The following is an 18,919-nucleotide window of genomic DNA, read 5'->3' on the forward strand; positions in this document are numbered from 1 at the left end:
TTGGAGAGCATCGCGACGCGGACTCCCTTGTCGCGCAACGCCGTCAGGACCGGAAGCACGTCGTCGTAGACGTCCCACTGCCGGTGCATGATCGAGTAGAGCGCGTCGGCGAGCTCGAGGTCGATCCCTGGAGCCTGGGCCATGGTCCGGTCGAAGACCTCGCGATGGCGTCGTGGGTCGAGGTCGCGTTCGCTGTCCGGGTCGACGTCGCGGGCGTGCTCCCAGAGGCGGTCGAGGAACGCCATCGCCCCCTCGTGGTCGGCCGGTCCGAGCCCGGTGGCCGCGTCGCCGTCACGGCCGAGGCCGGCCCAGGCCTGCTGGAGCCAGACCGCCGGGTCGCCCGCGTGCGCGAGGGTGTGGTGGAAATCGAAGACCACGCCGCGGATGGGACGGGCGGGCGGGACCGAAGGCATGCCCGGACCCTAGCGGCGGGCCGTCAGGCCGGCCGGTGCGCCCGGACGAGCACATCGAGCGCTACGCCGGTCGGGACGACGCGGTCCACCCGCTCGGCCCGCTCGAGAACGAGAGCGGTCCCGTCCAGGTCGGCCTCGACGTCGGCCGGGGTGAAGAGCACCCCCGGATCCTGCGGTCCGCCCACGCCGTAGCTGAGGTTGTCCGAGTGGTGCGCCACGAGCAGGAGCGTGCCGCCAGGAGCCAGGGCGGCCGCCGCCGCGCGGTGGGCGGGCCGGCGTTCTCCGGCGACCAGCTGCAGGTACGCCAGCACCACCAGATCGGCGCTCGCCGGGTCGGGAGTCCACGCCATCAGGTCCGCGGTCACCGCGCAGACCCGGCCGGTCTCCGGGCCCAGCCGGTCGTCGGCCAGCTCGCGGATCCGTCGGGTCGCGACCGCCGAGAAGTCGACGGCGGTGACCCGCCACCCCCGCGAGGCCAGCCAGATCGCGTTGCGCCCCTCGCCCGCGGCGAGGTCCAGAGCCCGCCCCGGCGGGAGGTCCGCCGTCTCGCGGGCGACCACGGCGTTCGGGGTCGCCGACCAGACGAGGTCGGTGGCCGCATACCGGGCGTCCCAGGCGCTGGAGTCCACGCTGACCAGTGTGGCGATCCCGTGCTCGACAGAGGAAGCGAGGGCCACCCAGACCCTCGAGTCTCACCGCCGGTCGACACGCGGAGGCCGACTTGCATCGCTACCGGCAGGTAACCGTATGCTGTGCCCGCTCCGGAGGTACGCCCCCCTGTCCCCTCCGAAGCTACGGGTCGCGCCATCCCCCGATGGGTACGACCCTCGGGCGCGGCGGCGCACCCCCCACGCGCCGCCGCGCCCAACCTCGCTCAGCGCGAGATGCCCGGCAGCGCCGACTCCCCGTCGCGCAGCGCCTGGAGCGCCTCCGGGTGGTGCTCGCTCAGGTGCCCGATGGCCTTGCGGCGGTACCGCCAGATCTGGAGCGCGCCTAACGCCCAGAACGGGAACTGCACGGCCATGGCCAGCCGGAACCCGTCCAGCGTGTAGGCGGTGGGGCCACCGGGCGTGACCTGGTCGAGGACGATGCCGACCAGAGCCATCGCGGACAGTGAGGCGACGAACCCGCCGACGTTGACCACACCAAGGGCGCTCCCGATGCGCTCCCGCGGGTTGAACGAGCGGGCCAGGTCGAAACCGACCATCGATGCCGGTCCGCCCAGCGCGGTGACGACCACGAGCACGACCAGCAGCGGCAGCGGAGCGGGACCCGGCCAGAGCAGGACCACGGCCCAGACGGTCGCGATGGCGCCGACGACGGCGAGGACGAGGTGGGACCGCTGGTAGGGGTGCCGGGCGACCACCCCGCCGAGGAGCGGCCCGAACAGGATCTGGGTGGCGGTCATGAGCACGAGGAGCCCACCGGCCGTCGCCTCGCTCAGGCCCTGGCCGCGGACGAGGAACGGGAACCCCCAGAGCAGGGTGAACACCGTCATCCCGAACTGGCTGGTGAAGTGGGACCACAGTCCCAGTCGGGTGCCGGGGGCGTCCCACGTGCTCCGGAGCGACCGTCCGACGGCTCGCAGGCGCAGCTGCGGGTGCTCCTCGCCCGGCGCGTCGCGCATGACCACCACGACGACGACGGCGAGCACGACCCCCATGAGCGCCGCCGCGAGGAACGTCGGGGTCCAGCCGACTCCGTGCAGCGCGGCGGCGAGGGGGAAGGAGGCTGCGATGGCCCCCACCTGGCCGAGCTGGCCGGTCACCTGGGTGATCATCGGGCTCTGCCGCACCCCGAACCACAGGGTGACGACCCGGATCACGCTGACGAAGATCATCGCGTCACCGGCGCCGACGAGGACCCGGGCGAGGACGCCGAGCTCGAAGGTCCCCACCACGGCGAACAGCAGCTGCCCGCCGGTCATCAGCGCGAGGCCGGTGAGGATCAGCCTCTTGGAGCCGAACCGGTCGAGCAGCACGCCGACCGGCACCTGCAGTGCCGCATACACCAGCAGCTGGAGGACGGTGAACGTCGCGAGCTGCGTGCCGGAGATGTGGAACCGATCGGCCGCGAGCAGCCCGGCCACGCCGAGCGAGGTCCGGTGGAAGACGGCGAGGATGTAGACCGACAGCGCCGCCAGCCACACGGCGTAGGCCCGCCGACCGCCGAGGACGTTGGTCACCGGTTCACCGGCAGTCCGGCCAGGGCCGTGTGGACGTGGGTGTGCGTCTCCGCCACCAGCTCGTCGACGGTACCGGTCCGCAGGACCTCCAGCAGCCGTTCGTGGTTGGCCACCGCGCGCTCGATGCGGTCGCCGCCGTGACGGAACTGGGCGGCGAGGATGGTCAGCTGCCGGTCCCGAAGCCCCAGGTAGGTCCGGGCGAGGACGCCGTTGCCGGCGGCTTGGACGACGATCTCGTGGAAGCGGCGGTCGTGCTCCACCAGCCGGTCGACGTCTCCCGAACCCAGCGTGGCGCGCATCCTCTCCAGCTCGGCCTCGAGAGCCGGGATCAGCTCGGTCCGGCGGGGCCACACCGAACGCGCGGCCCACTCCTCGATGACGATGCGGGCCTCGAGGACGTCCCGCGCGTCGTCGACCGACGGTGGGACGACGAGGGCGCCCTTCTTCGGGTAGAGGCGTACCAGCCCTTCGCCCTCCAGGCGCAGCAGAGCCTCGCGGACCGGGGTTCGGGAGACGCCGGCCGCCTCGGCGAGGCCGCCCTCGGTGACGAGGGAGCCCCCGGGGAGGCCGCCGGCGAGGATGTCGCGTTTGACCTGGGCGTAGACGCGGTCGGCGGCGGACGGAGTAGCGGTGGTCATGTTGTATCCAAGATAGATGCAACAGGGCTCCGACCTCAACTTCGTCTCACAGGTCCTGCACAGCGTCGCGCCAAGGTCACCCCAGTACCCGTTCCTACGTTCCAAAGGTCGTGACGAGGCCGGGTGTGGACCAGGCCCTGGCGGAAGCAGGTGGGTGCGTGTCCGTTGCTCAAGGGAGCCGTCGGGAGACTGACGGTGAGGCGCCGCCGCCGCCGAGCCGTCGGTCGGCGACGGAACAACCGCCCGCGTCACCCCGCCGGCACCGGCGCCGGCGGACGGTGATCGTGGTCGTCGCGATCCTCGTCGTGGTCGCCGCGGCGGCCGGGACCTGGTTCTACCTGCACCGGTCGAACGCGAGCGCCACCGAGGCGGCCACGACGCAGCTCGTCGCCGCGAGCACCGAGACGGTCAAGGAGACGGTGTCGGCGACCGGCACCATCCAGCCGGCCAACCAGGCCAACCTCAAGTTCGCGCAGACGGGCAAGGTGACCGCGGTCGGCGTCAAGGTCGGCGACACGGTCACGGCGGGCCAGACTCTCGCGTCGATCGACGCGACCAGCCTGCAGGCGGCGGTGACCCTCGCCCAGCAGCAGCTGACGGCCGCCCAGGCCCAGCTCACCGCGGCCACCGCCGCGGCCAACAGCGGCCAGATCGCCTCGGCCAACGCCCAGGTCACCTCCGCGCAGAGCAAGCTCACCGCCGCGCAGGACGCCCTCGGTCAGGCGTCGCTCACCTCCTCGATCGCGGGCACGGTGGCCGCCGTCAACGTCGCGGTCGGCGACTCGGTCACCGGCGGGTCGAGCACGTCCGGGTCGACGGGGTCCACGGGGTCCACCGGGTCCACGGGGTCCGCTGGAGGGACCGGTGGGTCCGGGGGCACCGGCTCCGCCGGGGCGGGCAGCACCTCCGCGTCGTCGGCGTCGTCGGCGCAGGTCGTCGTCATCGCGACGAACGCGTGGGTGGTCAACTCCACGGTGGGCGCCGCCGACCTCGCCAAGCTGAAGAACGGGATGCAGGTGACGATCACGCCGACCGGCGCGACGCAGCCGATCTTCGGGACCGTCTCGACCGTCGGCGTGATCGGCACGACCAGCGGTGGCACCTCCACGTTCCCCGTCACCATCGCGGTGACCGGGTCCCCGACGGGCGTGTACGCGGGTACGACGGCGAGCGTCCTCATCACCGTCAAGCAGGTTCCCGACGTGCTCACCGTCCCGACCTCGGCCATCCACCAGGAGAACGGGCAGACCGTCGTCTACCAGATGAAGGACGGCGCACAGGTCTCCACTCCGGTCACCGTGGGCACCGTCTACGGCGCGACGACGCAGATCACCAAGGGCCTCAACGCCGGTGACGAGGTGGTCGTCACGGCTCGCGTCGGTCGGACCTCGACCGGCAACGCGACCGGCGGCACCGGGACGACGCGCAACGGAACGGGCGGGTTCGGCGGCAACTTCGGCGGCAACGTCAACCCGGGTGGCGGCCAGGTGCCGGGGCAAGCCCCGGGCCAGGCGCCGGCCGGTCCGGGAGGGAAGTGATGTCCGCGGCCACCCTCGACGACCTCGCGCCGCTCGAGGCCGACGAGGCGGGGGGCGTCGACGGTTCCGAGCCGGAGCCGATCCTCGACCTGTCCCAGGTCCGCAAGACCTACTCGACCGGGTCGATCGAGGTCGAGGCGCTGCGGGGCATCGACCTCGTCGTCCCGGAGGGTGACTACGTCGCGATCATGGGTCCCTCGGGTTCGGGGAAGTCGACGCTGATGCACATCCTCGGGTGCCTGGACATCCCGACCTCCGGCACGTACCGCCTGGCCGGGGTCGACGTCGGCGTCATGGACGAGGAGGAGCTCGCCGACGTCCGGAACCGGCGGATCGGGTTCGTGTTCCAGCAGTTCAACCTGCTGGCCACCCTCACGGCGCAGCGCAACGTCGAGCTCCCGCTGGTGTACGCGCGAGTGCCGCGCGCCGAGCGGCGGCGCCGGGCCACCGAGGCCCTCGAACGGGTCGGCCTCGGCGACCGCCTCGACCATCGCCCGAGCGAGCTCTCCGGTGGCCAGCAGCAGCGGGTGTCGGTCGCCCGCGCCCTGGTCACCGACCCGGACCTCATCCTCGCCGACGAGCCGACCGGAAACCTCGACACCGCCTCGACGCTCGACGTCCTCTCGCTCTTCGCCGAGCTGCACGAGCAGGGGCGCACGGTCGTGCTCATCACCCACGAGCGGGAGGTCGCCAAGCAGGCGGCTCGCACCGTGCTCATCCGCGACGGGCACCTGTACCACTCGCACGAGGAGGAAGTGGCGGGCACCGAGGCCCTCGCCACGCTCGAGTCGGGCGCCGAGCCCGACCCGGCCTCACGCGTACCCCTGTGGGAGCACAGGGCCGACGAGCCGGGGGAGGACCGACCGTGACCTGGTCGGACAGCTTCCGCACTGCATACGAGGCGATCCTCGCCCGCCGGATGCGGTCCGTGCTCACCATGCTCGGCATCCTCATCGGCATCGCCGCGGTGATGTTGACGGTCGGCCTCGGACAGGGCGCGCAGGAGCGAGTCGCCAGCGCTATCAACGCCCTCGGCTCCAACCTGCTCATCGTCACACCCGGGAGCACCACGTCGTCGTCCGGTTTCCGGGGCGGTCAGGGCTCGGCGACGACCCTGACCATGGGGGACGCGCAGATGCTGGCCAACCCGACCATCGCCCCCGACGTGGCGGCGGTCGCTCCCGCCTCGACGTCGAACCAGGCGCTGGCCGCGGGGTCGCAGACCTGGACCTCGTCCGTCGTGGGGACCACCCCGACGTGGCTGTCCGTGCGCGCCCGCACGGTGAGCGAGGGCCGCTTCTTCACCGAGGCCGACCAGGCCGCCGGCAACACGGTCGCCGTCCTCGGCGCAACGACGGCGAGCGAGCTGTTCCCCGGTAACCCGATCGGGCAGACGGTGACCATCAACAGCGCCCAGTTCACCGTGATCGGGATCCTCGACACCCAGGGCACGAGCTCCTCGACGAACCTCGACGACCAGGTGGTCGTCCCGATGACGACGTTCGCGTCGCGGGTCTCCACGAGCGCCAACCCGGAGGCGGTCTCGCAGATCTACCTGCAGGCCAAGGACCAGAAGTCCCTGTCCGCCGCCTACCAGGAGGTCAACGCCGCGCTGCTCACCTCGCACGGGGTGACCACGGCGAGCCCGGACTTCACCCTGAGCAGCCAGCAGTCGCTCGTCGAGACGGCGACCAACACCGAACACATCCTCACCGTCCTGCTCGGCGGGATCGCAGCGATCTCGTTGCTGGTCGGGGGAATCGGTGTCATGAACATCATGCTCGTGTCGGTGGCCGAGCGGGTCCGCGAGATCGGGCTGCGCAAGGCGCTCGGTGCGACCCCGTCGGTGATCCTGCGCCAGTTCCTCCTCGAGGCGAGCCTCCTCGGTCTCACCGGCGGGATCCTCGGGCTCGCGGTCGGGTATGCGGGCGCCGCCATCCTGCCGAACCTCCTCTCCCAGCCGGTCACCATCTCCGCCGTGTCCGCGGTGGGCGCCCTCGTGGTGTCCCTCGCCATCGGCCTGGCCGCCGGCGTGTACCCCGCCCAGCGGGCCGCCCGCCTCGCCCCCATCGACGCCCTTCGCAGCGAATGAAGAAAGTGACCCGAACTGCTATGAGCTCCAACCAGATCCGCCTCCCGCGCCCGTCCTGCGCCGCAGTCCGTGCCCTCCCGTATGCCGGGGTCGCTCTGCTGACCGCCCTCGCGCTCGCGGCGTGCGGCCCGGCGTCCGCCTCCGGTGGCTCGGGTGCTCCCGCTGCCGGGTCGACGCCGGCGCCGACCGGTACCGCCGGCGCCGGGGGAGCGGCCGGCCAGCGACAGCCAGGCGTGAACGGGCTCGTGGCGGCGGTCAACGGGTCGACGATGCAGGTCCAGACCCGTACCGACCAGACGGCGGTCACCTGGTCCGACGCGACGACGTTCACCACCGTGGCCGCGGCCGCCCTCACGGACGTGACCGTCGGGTCCTGTGTCACCGTGCTGGAGCCCGCGACGACTGGCACGGCTACCGGTTCGGCGCCGGCGACCCAGGTCACCGCCGCCTCCGTCGAGGTCCGACCGGCGACCAACGGCGACTGCGGCGCCGGGTTCGGTGGAGCGGGAGGCGGCGCTCCCGGCGCACCAGGAGCCGGCGCCACCCGGCCGGCGGGAGCGCCCACCGGCACCGCGACCAACGGCACCGGCGGTCGCGGCGGAGCCGACTTCGGACGCCGCGCCGTCGCCGGCCTGGTGACCGCGGTGAGCGGCGACACCATCACCGTCCAGGCGACGACACGGGCTCGCGGGAACGGGACGGCCTCCTCGACGGCCACCTCGTCGCCGACGACCACCACGGTGGCCGTCACGACCACCTCCTCGACGACCTACACCGCTCAGAAGGCCGGCGCGGCCACCGACGTCGCCGTCGGCGTGTGCGCCAGCGCGCTGGGCAAGGCGGATGACACCGGAGCCGTGGCGGCCACCTCGATCATGCTGCGGCCCGCGACGAACGGGGCCTGCACGACCGGGTTCGGCGGCGGCCCCGGCGGCGGTCGCGGCGGGGCCACCGGCACCGCGACGACGACCGGAGGAGCGAATGGCTGATCCGCGCACCTCAGCGGCCCGGCGCCGGCGGCGCTGGCGCCGTCGGAGTGTGGTGGCCGCGGGCGTGGTCGTCGTACTCGGCGCCGGCGGCTACGTCGCCTACGCCCAGGTCAGCAAGCCGGACACCGACGGCACCTACCGCGTCGCCACCGCGTCGAAGGGCTCGGTGTCGCAGACGCTCACCATGACCGGGACGGTGAAGCGGGTCACGCAGGTGACTGCCGCGTTCCCCGTGAGCGGCATCGTCACCGGGGTCTCCGTCAAGGTCGGCGACACCGTCACGCCCGGCCAGCAGCTCGCGACCATCGACCAGACCCCTCTCCAGGCGGCGGTCACCGACGCCGAGGCGGCGCTGCTCCAGGCCCAGGCACAGCTGACCACCGACCAGACGACGACCACCAGCCCCACAGGGTCTTCCGGGTCCTCGGCGGGCTCGGGGTCGACCGGGTCCGGCGCGTCCGGGTCGTCAGGCCGCACCTCGTCGTCGTCCTCGTCGTCCGGCTCGACGCACACGACGGGTTCGACGGGTTCGACGGGCTCGACCGGCTCGACGCACACGACGGGCTCGACCGGCTCGACGGGTTCGACGGGTTCGACGGGTTCGACGGGTTCGACGGGTTCGACGGGCGCCTCCACCGGTGCGACCGGCTCGACGGGCTCCGGCACCGGAGCGCACGGCGGGACGTCGGGTTCGGCGGCCGTCTCCATGCCCGACGCGGCGCCGATGCAGACGGCCCTCGCCGCCATGAACGCCGCCGCGACGAAGGAGGCCACGGCCTGCGCGCCCGTCCTCGCGGCCACAGCGTCGACCAAGACCTCCGGGGCGCCGGCCACCTCCTCGCCCACGACGACGAGGACCTCGACCCCGACGGACTCGCCGACGACGCCGGCCACCTCGTCGACCACGTCACCGACCACCTCGTCGACCACGTCACCGACCACGCCCCCGAAGACGTCACCGACCACCTCGTCGACCACGTCACCGACCACGCCCCCGAAGACGTCGCCGACCGGGTCGCCCACGACCTCGACGGGATCGCCCACGTACGACGTGACCCCGGAGCAGATCGCGCTGTGCGTCCCGGCCCTCCAAGCCTGGTCCACCGCTCTGACGGCCGCCCAGAAGGCGGTCTCGAGCTACGGCACCGCATTGGTCGCTGTGCAGAAGGAGCTGGCCACCCAGCAGAGCGCCGCCTCGAGCTCGAGCAGCGGTGCCAGCGGGACCGTGGGGTCGTCCGGCGGCCAGACCGGCTCCTCCGGGAGCACGGGCGCGTCCACCCACAGCGGGTCGACGGGCAGCACGGGTTCGTCGAGCAGCACGGGCTCATCCGGCAGCAGCGCGGGTTCGTCGGGCAGCTCGGGCAGCTCGGGTTCCTCGGGCAGCTCCGGAAGCTCCCGAAGCACGGGTTCGTCCGGCAGCGGCGCCTCCGGGGGTCTGTCGACCGAGGCCGCGGCCGCGGCCGTGCAGGCCAAGATCCTCAACGACCAGGCGAGCATCACGTCGGCCCAGCAGCAGCTCACGGCCGCGCAGACGAACCTGGCCGCGTCGACCCTCACGGCCCCCATCGGTGGCGTCGTGGGGGCGGTCGGCCTCACCGCCGGGCAGAGCGAGACGTCCTCCTCGGGGATCACCATCGTCGGCGACGGCGCCGCCACGGTGACCCTCGCGGTCTCCCTCGACAAGCTGCCCTCCATCAAGATCGGTCAGGCCGCCACGGTCACCCCACCGGGGCTCGGGGCGCTCAAGGGGACGGTCACCCAGATCTCGATGCTGCCCAGCGCGTCCACGTCGACGGCCGGCACCTCGAACGCGACGGTGACCTATGACGTCACCGTCACGCTGCCGAGCACGCCGCAGACCCTGGCCTCCGGTACCTACGCCACCACGACGATCACCACCGCGTCATCGAACGACGTCCTGACGGTGCCCGTGTCGGCCGTGCCGGGCGTGACCTCCGGTTCCGCGCGGGTGGGCGTGCTGGCCAATGGCGCCGTCACCGAGAAGACAGTGACTGTCGGTGCCGTCGGCGGCGGACTGGCCGAGATCCGCACCGGGCTCACCGAGGGGGAACAGGTCGTCATCGCCGACGTCCAGGCGGCGCTGCCGACCAACAACTCGCAGAACGTGCGCGGCGTGACTGGGCCCACCGGTGCCGGTGGCGGCACAGCCCGCTTCACCGGCTCGGGGGCCGGCGGGGGTGCGGCCATTCCGGGTGGTGCCGGAGCGGGTGGAGCGGGTGTTCGTCCGGGTGGCTGAGGGTTGCCGGTCCGCGGTCCTGGCTCGTTGACGCTCAGGATGGAGGATTCACCACGGCAGGCGGTGGTGGATCTTCCACCAGAGCTCATTCCGAGTGGACGAGGTCAGGCCTGGCAACCTGCCCAAGACGGTCGTTCCGAACCGGCACCTCACGGCATACGGTGACGGCATGGTCGTCGTCGAGCTCGCGTTCACCGACAAGCCGTCCCGGCTGGAGCTTCGGCCGAGGCATCGCGAGATCCTCACGGAGCTCCACGCCGCCGGCGAGGTGCTGGTCGCCGGCCCGTTCGACGACGACTCGGGGTCGATGGTCGTCTTCACGACGAGTCGCCAACGGGTGGACGAGGTGCTCAAGATGGACCCCTACTACTCCGCCGACGGCGTGACCGTCGTCGGCGTGCGCGAGCTGACTCCGCTGTTCACCACCTAGGGGGCTGTGATGGGATTTCCGGAGAACGTGCTGACCAGCGACGAGAAGGTCGAGAAGAGCCTCCATCCGCACTGGCGCACCGTCGTCGGCTCGCTGGTCATCGGGCTCATCCTCATCGCGGCCTGCGTCTACGCCGCCTATCTCTCGCCCGACGACACCAAGGGCAACGTCATCCAGTGGATCGCGGTCGGTGTCGGGGTGCTCATCGGCATCCCGCTCTGTATCGTCCCGTTCCTGCGCTGGCGGACGACGCACTACGTCATCACGACCCACCGCGTCATGGTGCGCAAAGGGATCGTCAACAAGAACGGCAAGGACATCACCCTGTCCAAGATCACCGACGTCAGCTTCAGCCAGACCCTGATGGACCGCATCGTCGGGTCCGGGACGCTGAGCATCGAGTCGGCCGGGGACAGCCCGAACGAGGCGTTCGAGGCGATCCCGCACAGCGACCAGATCCAACAGCTGCTCAACCACCTCATCGACCAGGACGCCAACAAGCGGGCCCAGCGCATGGTCAACCGGGCCGGCTTCGAGACGGATCAGGAGGCCGCCGACCGGATGCACCAGGAGGAGCAGCGGATGCACGAGGAGGAGGAACGCCTCACGCAGGCCCGCCGCCGCGAGCCCGGGCCCGACGAACGGTCGGCAGAGACCACGGCGGTCAGCACCGAGCCGACGACGACCACGGCCCCGGAGGCGCCTCGCTCCGAGAGGGAACGATGACCGCGAGTCTGTATGCGGGCTCGCCCGCGACCGAGGCCTTCCGTACGGCCCGTAACCAGCTGATGGGCTGGCGCGGCGACCACCGCGCCGCCGTGTCCGGCTTCCGCTGGCCGGACGTGGGCGACCGCTTCAACTGGGCGGTCGACTGGTTCGACGCCATCGCCCGCGGCAACGAACGCCCTGCGCTGATGATCCTCGAGGAGGCCGACGCCGCGGCGGGGCAGCCGGCGCAGTGGTGGTCGTACGACACGATGGCCCGCCGCTCGGACCAGGTCGCGGCGTGGCTGGCCCAGCAGGGAGTCGCCAAGGGCGATGCGGTGATCGTCATGCTCAGCAACCAGGTCGAGCTCTGGGAGACGATGCTCGGGATCATCAAGCTGGGCGCGGTGATCATGCCGACGGCCACCGCAGCCGGACCGGCCGAGCTCCGGGACCGGTTCGAGCGTGGCGGGGCGACCTTCGCCGTGGCCAACGCGTCCGACACCGGCACATTCGATGGCGTGTCCGGCGAGTACGGCCGCTTCGCGGTCACCCGCGGCGACGCCGCTCCCGACGGCTGGGCGTCGCTCGACGACGCATACCGGCTCGACGTGCCGCCGGCCGAGCACCCGGGCACCACACCCGAGGACCGGCTGCTGCTCTACTTCACGTCGGGCACCACGAGCAAGCCCAAGCTGGTCGAGCACACGCAGGTGTCGTACCCGGTCGGACACCTCTCGACGATGTACTGGCTCGGCCTCGAACCCGGTGACGTGCACCTCAACATCTCCTCGCCGGGTTGGGCGAAGCACGCGTGGTCGTGCTTCTTCGCGCCCTGGAACGCCGAGGCCACCGTCTTCCTCTACAACTACACGCGGTTCAACGCGGCCGCCCTGCTCGGCGTGATCCGCGACAACGAGGTCACCTCGCTCTGCGCGCCGCCCACGGTGTGGCGCATGCTCATCAACGCCGACCTCTCCGGCGGCCCGGGTCGGCTGCGCGAGGTCATCGGCGCCGGAGAACCGCTCAACCCCGAGGTCATCGAGCAGGTCGACAAGGCGTGGGGCCTGCAGCTGCGGGACGGCTACGGCCAGACCGAGACCACGGCCCAGGTGGGCAACACCCCGGGGTCACCGGTAAAGGTCGGCTCGATGGGCCGACCGCTGCCGGGCGTTCCTGTGGTTCTCGTGGATCCCCTGACGGGAGAACGCGTCTCGGCCACCGACGAGGGCCCCGGCGAAGGTGAGATCTGCCTGGACCTGACCGACCGGCCGCTCCCCCTGATGACCGGCTACCAGGGCGACGACGAGCGCAACGCCGAGGCGATGGCCGGTGGCTACTACCACACCGGCGACGTTGCGACCATCGACAGCGACGGCTACATCACCTACGTCGGCCGCACCGATGACGTCTTCAAGGCCAGCGACTACAAGATCAGCCCGTTCGAGCTGGAGTCGGTCCTCATCGAGCACCCCGCGGTGGCCGAGGCCGCCGTCGTCCCCGCGCCGGACCCGGTGCGCCTGGCCGTTCCGAAGGCGTACATCGTGCTCGCGCCCGGGCACGAGCCCACCGAGGAGACGGCCCTGTCGATCCTCGGGTATGCGCGTGAGCACCTTGCTCCGTGGCAGCGAGTCCGTCGGATCGAGTTCTCCGAGCTGCCGAAGACGATCTCGGGGAAGATCCGCCGGGTCGAGCTGCGCGGCCGCGAGGACGACCTCGCCGCCGAGGACGGCGACGTGCGTCCGGAGAACGAGTGGCGGGACGACCAGTTCCCGCAGCTGCGCTCAGGCGGGTGAGACGGCGGTGACCGCCCGCTGACCGACGAGGCACCCGATGACGACCGCCAGCGGCATCAGGGCCTGGGCCGTCGTCACCACCCGCTCGCGCAGCCCGAGCGTCGCGCCACCGGTGACGATCTCCGCCACGGTGAGGATCACGAGCGCGCCGAGCACCAGCGTGCAGACCTGGCCGAACCGAGGCCGCAGGACCAACGGCGCGTCGGGGCGGTTGACCGCGATCACGGCCGGCCACACGGTGAGGGCGGCGAAGGCCAGGTAGGTCGCGATCATGTGGCCGACCGAGTTCCGGCCGGACAGCGCGTTGGGGATCCAGGCGACGATGAGCGTGGCGACCCCACCGACGACCAGCAGACCCCGTCCGGCGACGTCCGCGGGACGCAGGCCGACCGCGGTGACGATGTGCGCGAGCCCGGTGAGCACCAGGGCCACGGTCATCACCCACCGGTGCGGTTCGTCGCTCGCGGCCAGGTCGCTGATCGTCTGGCGCACGGGGTCGTAGCCGGGGGTGACCGCGGCCCCCAGCAGCCAGCCGCCGACGAGGGCGACGGGAGCGAGGACGGAGGAGGCGACCGCCCACCACGGGATGCGGGGAAGCGGCGTCCAGGTCACCGGCATACCTTTAACACATGAAACTTGGACTTCAGGTCTCGAACTTCACGTGGCCCGATGCCCCCGACGGCATCGGGCCCACGTTCGCCCGCGTCGCGCGGGAGGCCGACGAGGCGGGCATGGCCAGCCTCTGGGTCATGGACCACTTCTTCCAGATCTCGACGATCGGGCCGCCCGAGAAAGAGATGCTCGAGGGGTATGCGGCGCTGTCCTTTGCAGCTGGGGTCACCTCGCGAATCACGTTGGGAACACTGGTGACCGGCATCACCTACCGGCTTCCGGGGCTGCTCCTGAAGACGGTGACCACCCTCGACGTGCTGTCTGGCGGCCGCGCCTGGCTGGGCATCGGCGCGGCCTGGAACGAGGAGGAGCACCGCGGCCTGGGCGTTTCCTACCCCGGTACGTCGGAACGCTTCGAGCGGCTCGAGGAGACGTTGCGTCTCGCCCACCAGATGTGGTCGGACGACGACCGCCCCTTCGAGGGCAAGCACTACCGGCTCGAGCGGCCGCTCAACCACCCGCAGGCCATCGCTTCACCCCACCCCCGGATCCTCATTGGCGGTGGTGGCGAGAAGAAGACCCTGCGCCTCGTCGCGCAGTACGCCGACGCCTGCAACATCTTCGACATGGGTCCCGCGAAGGTGCAGGCCAAGTACGACGTCATCCGGGGCCACTGCGAGGACGTCGGCCGCGACTACGACGACATCGAGAAGACCGTGCTCACCCGGCTGGACTTCGCGAATGAGTCCGACGACCAGATGGTCGAACGGTTCGGACGTCTCGGGGAGATCGGCACCGACCACGTCATCCTCGGCAACGCCGCCGCGGCGGGCTTCGAGAAGCCGGGCTACCTCGACCGGGTACCCGGGTTGTTGCGTCAGCTCAACGCCTCGGGATGAGTGCGACGGTCCGGGAGACCGACGTCGTCGTCGTCGGTGCAGGGCTGGCCGGACTGGTCGCGGCGACCGAGCTGACCGCTGCCGGCCGGCACGTGGTCGTCGTCGACCAGGAGTCGCGGGCCAACCTCGGCGGACAGGCGTTCTGGTCCTTCGGCGGTCTGTTCCTCGTCGACTCCCCGGAGCAGCGGCGGATGGGCGTCAAGGACTCGGTCGAGCTCGCCTGGCAGGACTGGCTCGGGACCGCCGGCTTCGACCGTCCCGAGGACCACTGGCCCGGCTTGTGGGCCCGGGCCTACGTCGACTTCGCGGCCGGTGAGAAGCGGGCGTGGCTGCACGAGCAGGGCATGCGCTGGTTCCCGGTCGTGGGGTGGGCCGAACGCGGCGACGGCCGGGCCGGCGGTCACGGCAACTCGGTGCCTCGCTTCCACGTGACGTGGGGGACCGGCCCGGGTGTGCTGGAACCGTTCGTGCGCAAGGCGTTCGAGGCCGAGCGTGACGGTCTGCTGACGTTCGCGTTCCGGCACCGGGTGGACGAGCTCGTCGTCGATGGCGGGGGCGTCACCGGCGTTCGCGGGGCCGTGCTGGCCAACGCCACGGAGTCGCGCGGCCGTCCGACCAACCGGGACGTCGTCGGTGACTTCGTCGTGAGCGCCCCCTCCGTCATCGTCACCTCCGGCGGGATCGGCGGCAACCACGACCTGGTCCGCGCTGCGTGGCCGGACCGGCTCGGCACACCTCCGGACCATCTGGTGACCGGAGTCCCGGCCTACGTCGACGGGCGGATGATCGGGATCGTCGAGGCCGCCGGCGGCTCGGTGATCAACCGTGACCGGATGTGGCACTACGTCGAGGGCATCCACAACTGGGCCCCGATCTGGCCCGGTCACGCCATCCGGATCCTGCCCGGACCGTCGTCGATGTGGTTCGACGGCAACGGCCGTCGTCTTCCCGCGCCGTACTTCCCGGGCTTCGACACGCTCGGGACGCTGGCCCACCTGCGTCAGTCCGGCCACGACCACTCGTGGTTCATCCTCACCCAGAAGGTCATCGAGAAGGAGTTCGCCCTCTCCGGTTCGGAGCAGAACCCCGACCTCACCGGCAAGTCGGTGCGCCATGTGCTCGGTCGGGTCCGCCCCGGGGCCCCGAAACCGGTGCAGGACTTCGTCGACTACGGCGAGGACTTCGTGACGGCTTCGACCATCCAAGGGCTGGTCGAGCGGATGAACACGCTCACCCCGGACGCGCCGCTCGACGCCGACGACATCGAGCGGCAGGTGGTCGAACGCGACCGCAACCTCGACAACGACTTCGCCAAGGACGCCCAGATCACGGCGATCCACGGCGCCCGGAGATACCGCGGCGACAAGCTCATCCGCACCGCGACGCCGCACAAGTTCCTCGACCCCGCTAACGGGCCACTCATCGCCGTCCGGCTGTCCGTCGTCACGCGAAAGACGTTGGGGGGCTTGCAGACGGACCTCGACAGCCGAGTACTGCGGGCCGACGGCGAACCGGTGCCCGGCCTGTATGCGGCGGGCGAGGTGGCCGGGTTCGGCGGCGGCGGGATGCACGGCTACCGGTCGCTCGAGGGCACCTTCCTCGGCGGGTGCCTGTTCTCGGGCCGCACCGCCGGTCGGGCCGTCGCGGCCGGGCGCTGATGTCGCTCACCAACCGGCCGCGCCGCATCGTGCTCGTGCGACACGGCGAGTCGCAGGGCAACGTCGACGACTCGATCTACGAGACCGTCCCCGACCACGCACTGACGTTGACCCCCAAGGGCGTCGAGCAGGCGACCGAGGCGGGGAGGCGACTGCGCGCATACCTTGAGCAGGAGCCGCTCACCCTCTACGCGTCGCCCTACGTCCGGACCCGGCAGACCGTCGAGGCGCTCGGCCTCGGCGTCCCGATCGAGGACGTGCGCATCGAGCCGAGGCTGCGGGAGCAGGACTGGGCGAACTTCCAGGACCCGGCCGACATCGCCGAGCAGAAGCGGCTCCGCAACGAGTACGGCCACTTCTACTACCGGTTCACGCACGGTGAGTCCGGCTCCGATGTCTACGACCGGGTGAGCACGTTCCTCGAGTCGCTCTGGCGGTACATCGAGGCCGAACCCACCGACTCCGGCGGCCACCCGATGTCCGACCAGAGCCTCGTCATCGTCACGCACGGACTGACCATGCGGCTGTTCTGCATGCGCTGGTTCCACTGGAGCGTCGAGTTCTTCGAGTCGCTGGAGAACCCGGTCAACGGCGGCCATGTCGTCCTGACCCGGCAGCCCGATCTCAAGTACCAGCTGGAGACGCCGTTCGTCCAGTGGAACCAGGACTACGTGCCGACCGACCGCGAACGCTCCTCCTGGCGGTGACCTCGAGCGGGCGTCAGAGGTACTGGCCCGTGCCGGCCGCTCCGGGACTCTGTGGGCCACCCATCTGACCGGGCACGCCCTGGCGCGGGTCCTCCGAGGTGGGGTGACCCGGGGGGAGCGCGCGCCGCATACCCTGCAGCTGCTGCTGGGCCGCCATCTGCTGGGCGAAGAGCGCGGTCTGGATGCCGTGGAACAGCCCCTCGAGCCAGCCGACCAGCTGTGCCTGGGCGATCCGCAGCTCGGCGTCGGACGGAGCCGCCGAGCTGAACGGCAGGGCCAGCCGGTCGAGCTCCTCGACGAGCTCGGGCGCCAAGCCGGCCTTGAGCTCCTCGATCGACCGGCGGTGGATCTCGGCGAGCCGCGTCCGGCCGGCCTCGTCGAGCGGCGCGTTGCGGACCTCGTCGAGGAGGTTCTTGATCATCGAGCCGATGCGCATCACCTTGGCCGGCTGCTCGACGAGGTCGGCCGGGTTGGCGCCGCTCTCCTCGTCGGCGCCCTCGCGACCGGACCCGTGGGAGGAGACGCCCATCCCGTCCTGGGTGACCACGACGATGCGGCCGGGCTCGTTCTCCTCGTCCGACTGGCTGCCCTGGTGGCCCTGCTGCTCGGTCATCCCGACAGTCTGTCGCATGCGAACGGCGGGGGCCTTACGACCCCCGCCGTCCAGCGACCACCACAGGGGCAGGGCGGCGCCGACGGCGCCACACGGGCGGTCACTGCCCTCATCATCGGTATTCCCGAAGCGGACCGGGATAGTCCGTCGGGATGGTCTCGGGCGGAATCTTTGCGACATAACCGAGTGTTTCGGGGCAGTTCAGACCCGCAGCAGCAGCTTGCCCACGTGGGTCGACGCCTCCATCTCGCGGTGGGCGTCCGGAGCGTCACCGAGGGCGTAGGTGCCGTGCACCACGGGGCGGATCCGACCACTCTCGATGAGCGGCCAGACGTGCTCCCGGACCGCCGCGACGATCGCCGCCTTCTCCGCCGCCGGCCTCGCCCGGAGGGTGGTCGCGACCAGCGCGCACCGCTTGGCGAGCATGGCGCCGAGGTTGATCTCGCCCGAGCGCCCGCCCTGCAGACCGATGACGACCAGGCGGCCGTTGACCGCCAGCAGCCCGACGTTGGCGGCGAGGTACTTCGCCCCGATGGTGTCGAGGATGACGTCGGCGCCGTGTCCCTCGGTGGCCTCGCGGACGACGCCCTCGAAGTCCTCCGTCCGGTAGTTGACGAGGATCGACGCCCCGAGCTCCCGGCAGATCTCGAGCTTCTCCGGTGACCCGGCAGTCACCGCCACGCGCGCGCCCACCTCGCGCCCCAGCTGGACGGCCATGGTCCCGATCCCGGAGCCGCCGCCGTGGACGAGGAGGACCTCGCCGGGCTGGATGTTGGCGGTCATGAAGATGTTGGACCAGACGGTGCAGGTGACCTCCGGCAGGGCCGCGGCGTCCACGAGGCTGACCCCGGCCGGGACCGGGAGGAGCTGGCCCGCGGGTACGGCGACCTTCTCGGCGTACCCCCCGCCGGTCAGCAGCGCGCAGACCTCGTCGCCGATCGACCAGCCGTCGACCCCGTCGCCGAGCTGGACGATGCGCCCGCTCACCTCGAGACCCGGGTAGGCCGACGAGCCGGGCGGCGGGTCGTAGTGCCCCTGTCGCTGCATGACGTCCGCCCGGTTGACGCCGGCCGCCACGACCTCCACCACGACCTCCCCTGGTCGGGGCATGGGGTCGGGTACGTCGTCGAGGACGAGGGCCTCGGGGCCACCGGGCTGCGGGAGGGTGATCGCCTTCACGGGGTGACCCTACGGCGGCGTCACCGACGACCGACCGTGGGACCCGACTCCCACCGTCTCACCCGCTCGTCCTCCGATCGGGGACGAGCGGTCGACCGAGGAGTTGGTCGACTGGGTGACATCGCGACGTGCGGTCGCAGAGCAGAGTGTGGTGTCCCGGTCACCACCACCGGGATTCGGCGCCCGTCAACCAGGCGCCCGTCAACCA

19 protein-coding genes and 1 pseudogene are annotated in these 18,919 nt (G+C 71.6%); 12 read left to right on the forward strand and 8 right to left on the reverse strand.

Annotated elements, in window-relative coordinates; all coding sequences use genetic code 11:
• The 4 genes from VIG79_RS05360 to VIG79_RS05375 form a co-directional block, all read right to left on the reverse strand.
• Window positions 1-413 (reverse strand): hypothetical protein (locus VIG79_RS05360; protein ID WP_331883096.1); only part of this gene is annotated, 413 nt, incomplete at its 3' end.
• A 23-nt stretch (window positions 414-436) separates the two neighbouring features.
• Window positions 437-1,042, reverse strand: coding sequence for a class I SAM-dependent methyltransferase (locus VIG79_RS05365; RefSeq protein WP_331883098.1), 606 nt, complete (start codon window positions 1,040-1,042; stop codon window positions 437-439).
• A 245-nt stretch (window positions 1,043-1,287) separates the two neighbouring features.
• Entirely contained in the window at window positions 1,288-2,598 is a 1,311-nt protein-coding gene (locus tag VIG79_RS05370; protein ID WP_331883100.1) for an MFS transporter, read from the reverse strand.
• The gene (locus VIG79_RS05375) at window positions 2,595-3,236 is read right to left on the reverse strand and encodes a GntR family transcriptional regulator (protein WP_331883103.1); all 642 of its coding nucleotides are present in this window, start codon (window positions 3,234-3,236) and stop codon (window positions 2,595-2,597) included. The genes VIG79_RS05370 and VIG79_RS05375 overlap by 4 nt, the downstream gene beginning before the upstream one ends.
• A gap of 284 nt (window positions 3,237-3,520) precedes the next feature.
• Here VIG79_RS05375 and VIG79_RS05380 point away from each other — a divergent pair, with 284 nt between their 5' ends.
• From VIG79_RS05380 to VIG79_RS19735, 5 genes and pseudogenes are all read left to right on the forward strand, one after another.
• Window positions 3,521-4,774, forward strand: a complete 1,254-nt coding sequence (locus tag VIG79_RS05380; RefSeq protein ID WP_331883105.1) for an efflux RND transporter periplasmic adaptor subunit — start codon at window positions 3,521-3,523, stop codon at window positions 4,772-4,774.
• Complete coding sequence (locus VIG79_RS05385) at window positions 4,774-5,643, forward strand: ABC transporter ATP-binding protein (RefSeq protein ID WP_331883107.1); 870 nt, start codon at window positions 4,774-4,776, stop codon at window positions 5,641-5,643. Before VIG79_RS05380 ends, VIG79_RS05385 begins: the two co-directional genes overlap by 1 nt.
• The gene (locus VIG79_RS05390; protein ID WP_331883110.1) at window positions 5,640-6,866 is read left to right on the forward strand and encodes an ABC transporter permease; all 1,227 of its coding nucleotides are present in this window, start codon (window positions 5,640-5,642) and stop codon (window positions 6,864-6,866) included. Before VIG79_RS05385 ends, VIG79_RS05390 begins: the two co-directional genes overlap by 4 nt.
• A gap of 20 nt (window positions 6,867-6,886) precedes the next feature.
• Entirely contained in the window at window positions 6,887-7,855 is a 969-nt protein-coding gene (locus tag VIG79_RS05395; protein ID WP_331883113.1) for a hypothetical protein, read from the forward strand.
• 184 nt (window positions 7,856-8,039) lie between these two features.
• Window positions 8,040-8,150, forward strand: a pseudogene (locus tag VIG79_RS19735) (hypothetical protein); the annotation flags it as partial.
• An 842-nt stretch (window positions 8,151-8,992) separates the two neighbouring features.
• Here the strand turns inward: VIG79_RS19735 and VIG79_RS05405 are convergent.
• A complete protein-coding gene (locus VIG79_RS05405) occupies window positions 8,993-9,259 on the reverse strand; it encodes a hypothetical protein (protein WP_331883117.1) in 267 nt (88 codons plus the stop codon).
• Window positions 9,260-9,317: 58 nt separating this feature from the next.
• Here VIG79_RS05405 and VIG79_RS05410 point away from each other — a divergent pair, with 58 nt between their 5' ends.
• From VIG79_RS05410 to VIG79_RS05425, 4 genes are all read left to right on the forward strand, one after another.
• Window positions 9,318-10,112, forward strand: a complete 795-nt coding sequence (locus VIG79_RS05410; RefSeq protein ID WP_331883119.1) for an efflux RND transporter periplasmic adaptor subunit — start codon at window positions 9,318-9,320, stop codon at window positions 10,110-10,112.
• Window positions 10,113-10,281: 169 nt separating this feature from the next.
• Entirely contained in the window at window positions 10,282-10,542 is a 261-nt protein-coding gene (locus VIG79_RS05415; protein ID WP_331883121.1) for a YciI family protein, read from the forward strand.
• A 9-nt stretch (window positions 10,543-10,551) separates the two neighbouring features.
• The gene (locus tag VIG79_RS05420; protein WP_331883124.1) at window positions 10,552-11,268 is read left to right on the forward strand and encodes a PH domain-containing protein; all 717 of its coding nucleotides are present in this window, start codon (window positions 10,552-10,554) and stop codon (window positions 11,266-11,268) included.
• A complete protein-coding gene (locus VIG79_RS05425) occupies window positions 11,265-13,043 on the forward strand; it encodes an AMP-binding protein (protein ID WP_331883127.1) in 1,779 nt (592 codons plus the stop codon). Before VIG79_RS05420 ends, VIG79_RS05425 begins: the two co-directional genes overlap by 4 nt.
• Here the strand turns inward: VIG79_RS05425 and VIG79_RS05430 are convergent.
• Window positions 13,032-13,655 carry a DUF998 domain-containing protein gene (locus VIG79_RS05430; RefSeq protein WP_331883130.1) on the reverse strand — a complete coding sequence of 208 codons (624 nt, stop codon included), beginning with the start codon at window positions 13,653-13,655 and terminating at the stop codon, window positions 13,032-13,034. The genes VIG79_RS05425 and VIG79_RS05430 overlap by 12 nt on opposite strands.
• A gap of 17 nt (window positions 13,656-13,672) precedes the next feature.
• Here VIG79_RS05430 and VIG79_RS05435 point away from each other — a divergent pair, with 17 nt between their 5' ends.
• Genes VIG79_RS05435 through VIG79_RS05445 form a run of 3 tightly spaced genes read left to right on the forward strand, consistent with a single transcriptional unit; the run spans window position 13,673 to window position 16,919 of the window.
• Window positions 13,673-14,554 (forward strand): LLM class F420-dependent oxidoreductase, encoded by an 882-nt coding sequence (locus VIG79_RS05435; RefSeq protein ID WP_331883132.1) that lies wholly within the window; start codon window positions 13,673-13,675, stop codon window positions 14,552-14,554.
• Window positions 14,551-16,212: an FAD-binding dehydrogenase gene (locus VIG79_RS05440; protein ID WP_331883133.1), complete on the forward strand. Its 1,662-nt coding sequence runs from the start codon at window positions 14,551-14,553 to the stop codon at window positions 16,210-16,212. Before VIG79_RS05435 ends, VIG79_RS05440 begins: the two co-directional genes overlap by 4 nt.
• Window positions 16,161-16,919, forward strand: a complete 759-nt coding sequence (locus VIG79_RS05445; protein WP_331883134.1) for a histidine phosphatase family protein — start codon at window positions 16,161-16,163, stop codon at window positions 16,917-16,919. The genes VIG79_RS05440 and VIG79_RS05445 overlap by 52 nt, the downstream gene beginning before the upstream one ends.
• Before the next feature lie 13 nt (window positions 16,920-16,932).
• On the opposite strand, the gene VIG79_RS05450 is transcribed toward VIG79_RS05445, so the two are convergent.
• Together VIG79_RS05450 and VIG79_RS05455 are read right to left on the reverse strand one after the other, a co-directional pair.
• Window positions 16,933-17,532: a bacterial proteasome activator family protein gene (locus tag VIG79_RS05450; protein ID WP_331883136.1), complete on the reverse strand. Its 600-nt coding sequence runs from the start codon at window positions 17,530-17,532 to the stop codon at window positions 16,933-16,935.
• Window positions 17,533-17,733: 201 nt separating this feature from the next.
• Window positions 17,734-18,711: an NAD(P)H-quinone oxidoreductase gene (locus VIG79_RS05455; RefSeq protein WP_331883138.1), complete on the reverse strand. Its 978-nt coding sequence runs from the start codon at window positions 18,709-18,711 to the stop codon at window positions 17,734-17,736.
• Between the last annotated feature and the right edge of the window lie 208 nt (window positions 18,712-18,919).

It is taken from the genome of Lapillicoccus sp. (assembly GCF_036559105.1).
GTDB lineage: Bacteria > Actinomycetota > Actinomycetes > Actinomycetales > Dermatophilaceae > Lapillicoccus.

Bases quoted from the DNA above. Each gene is read 5' to 3' on its own strand.
- VIG79_RS05375 (WP_331883103.1), bottom strand. From the start codon at position 3,236: ATGACCACCGCTACTCCGTCCGCCGCCGACCGCGTCTACGCCCAGGTC.
- VIG79_RS05425 (WP_331883127.1), top strand. From the start codon at position 11,265: ATGACCGCGAGTCTGTATGCGGGCTCGCCCGCGACCGAGGCCTTCCGT.
- VIG79_RS05415 (WP_331883121.1), top strand. From the start codon at position 10,282: ATGGTCGTCGTCGAGCTCGCGTTCACCGACAAGCCGTCCCGGCTGGAG.
- VIG79_RS05420 (WP_331883124.1), top strand. From the start codon at position 10,552: ATGGGATTTCCGGAGAACGTGCTGACCAGCGACGAGAAGGTCGAGAAG.
- VIG79_RS05385 (WP_331883107.1), top strand. From the start codon at position 4,774: ATGTCCGCGGCCACCCTCGACGACCTCGCGCCGCTCGAGGCCGACGAG.
- VIG79_RS05395 (WP_331883113.1), top strand. From the start codon at position 6,887: ATGAGCTCCAACCAGATCCGCCTCCCGCGCCCGTCCTGCGCCGCAGTC.
- VIG79_RS05440 (WP_331883133.1), top strand. From the start codon at position 14,551: ATGAGTGCGACGGTCCGGGAGACCGACGTCGTCGTCGTCGGTGCAGGG.
- VIG79_RS05435 (WP_331883132.1), top strand. From the start codon at position 13,673: ATGAAACTTGGACTTCAGGTCTCGAACTTCACGTGGCCCGATGCCCCC.
- VIG79_RS05450 (WP_331883136.1), bottom strand. From the start codon at position 17,532: ATGACCGAGCAGCAGGGCCACCAGGGCAGCCAGTCGGACGAGGAGAAC.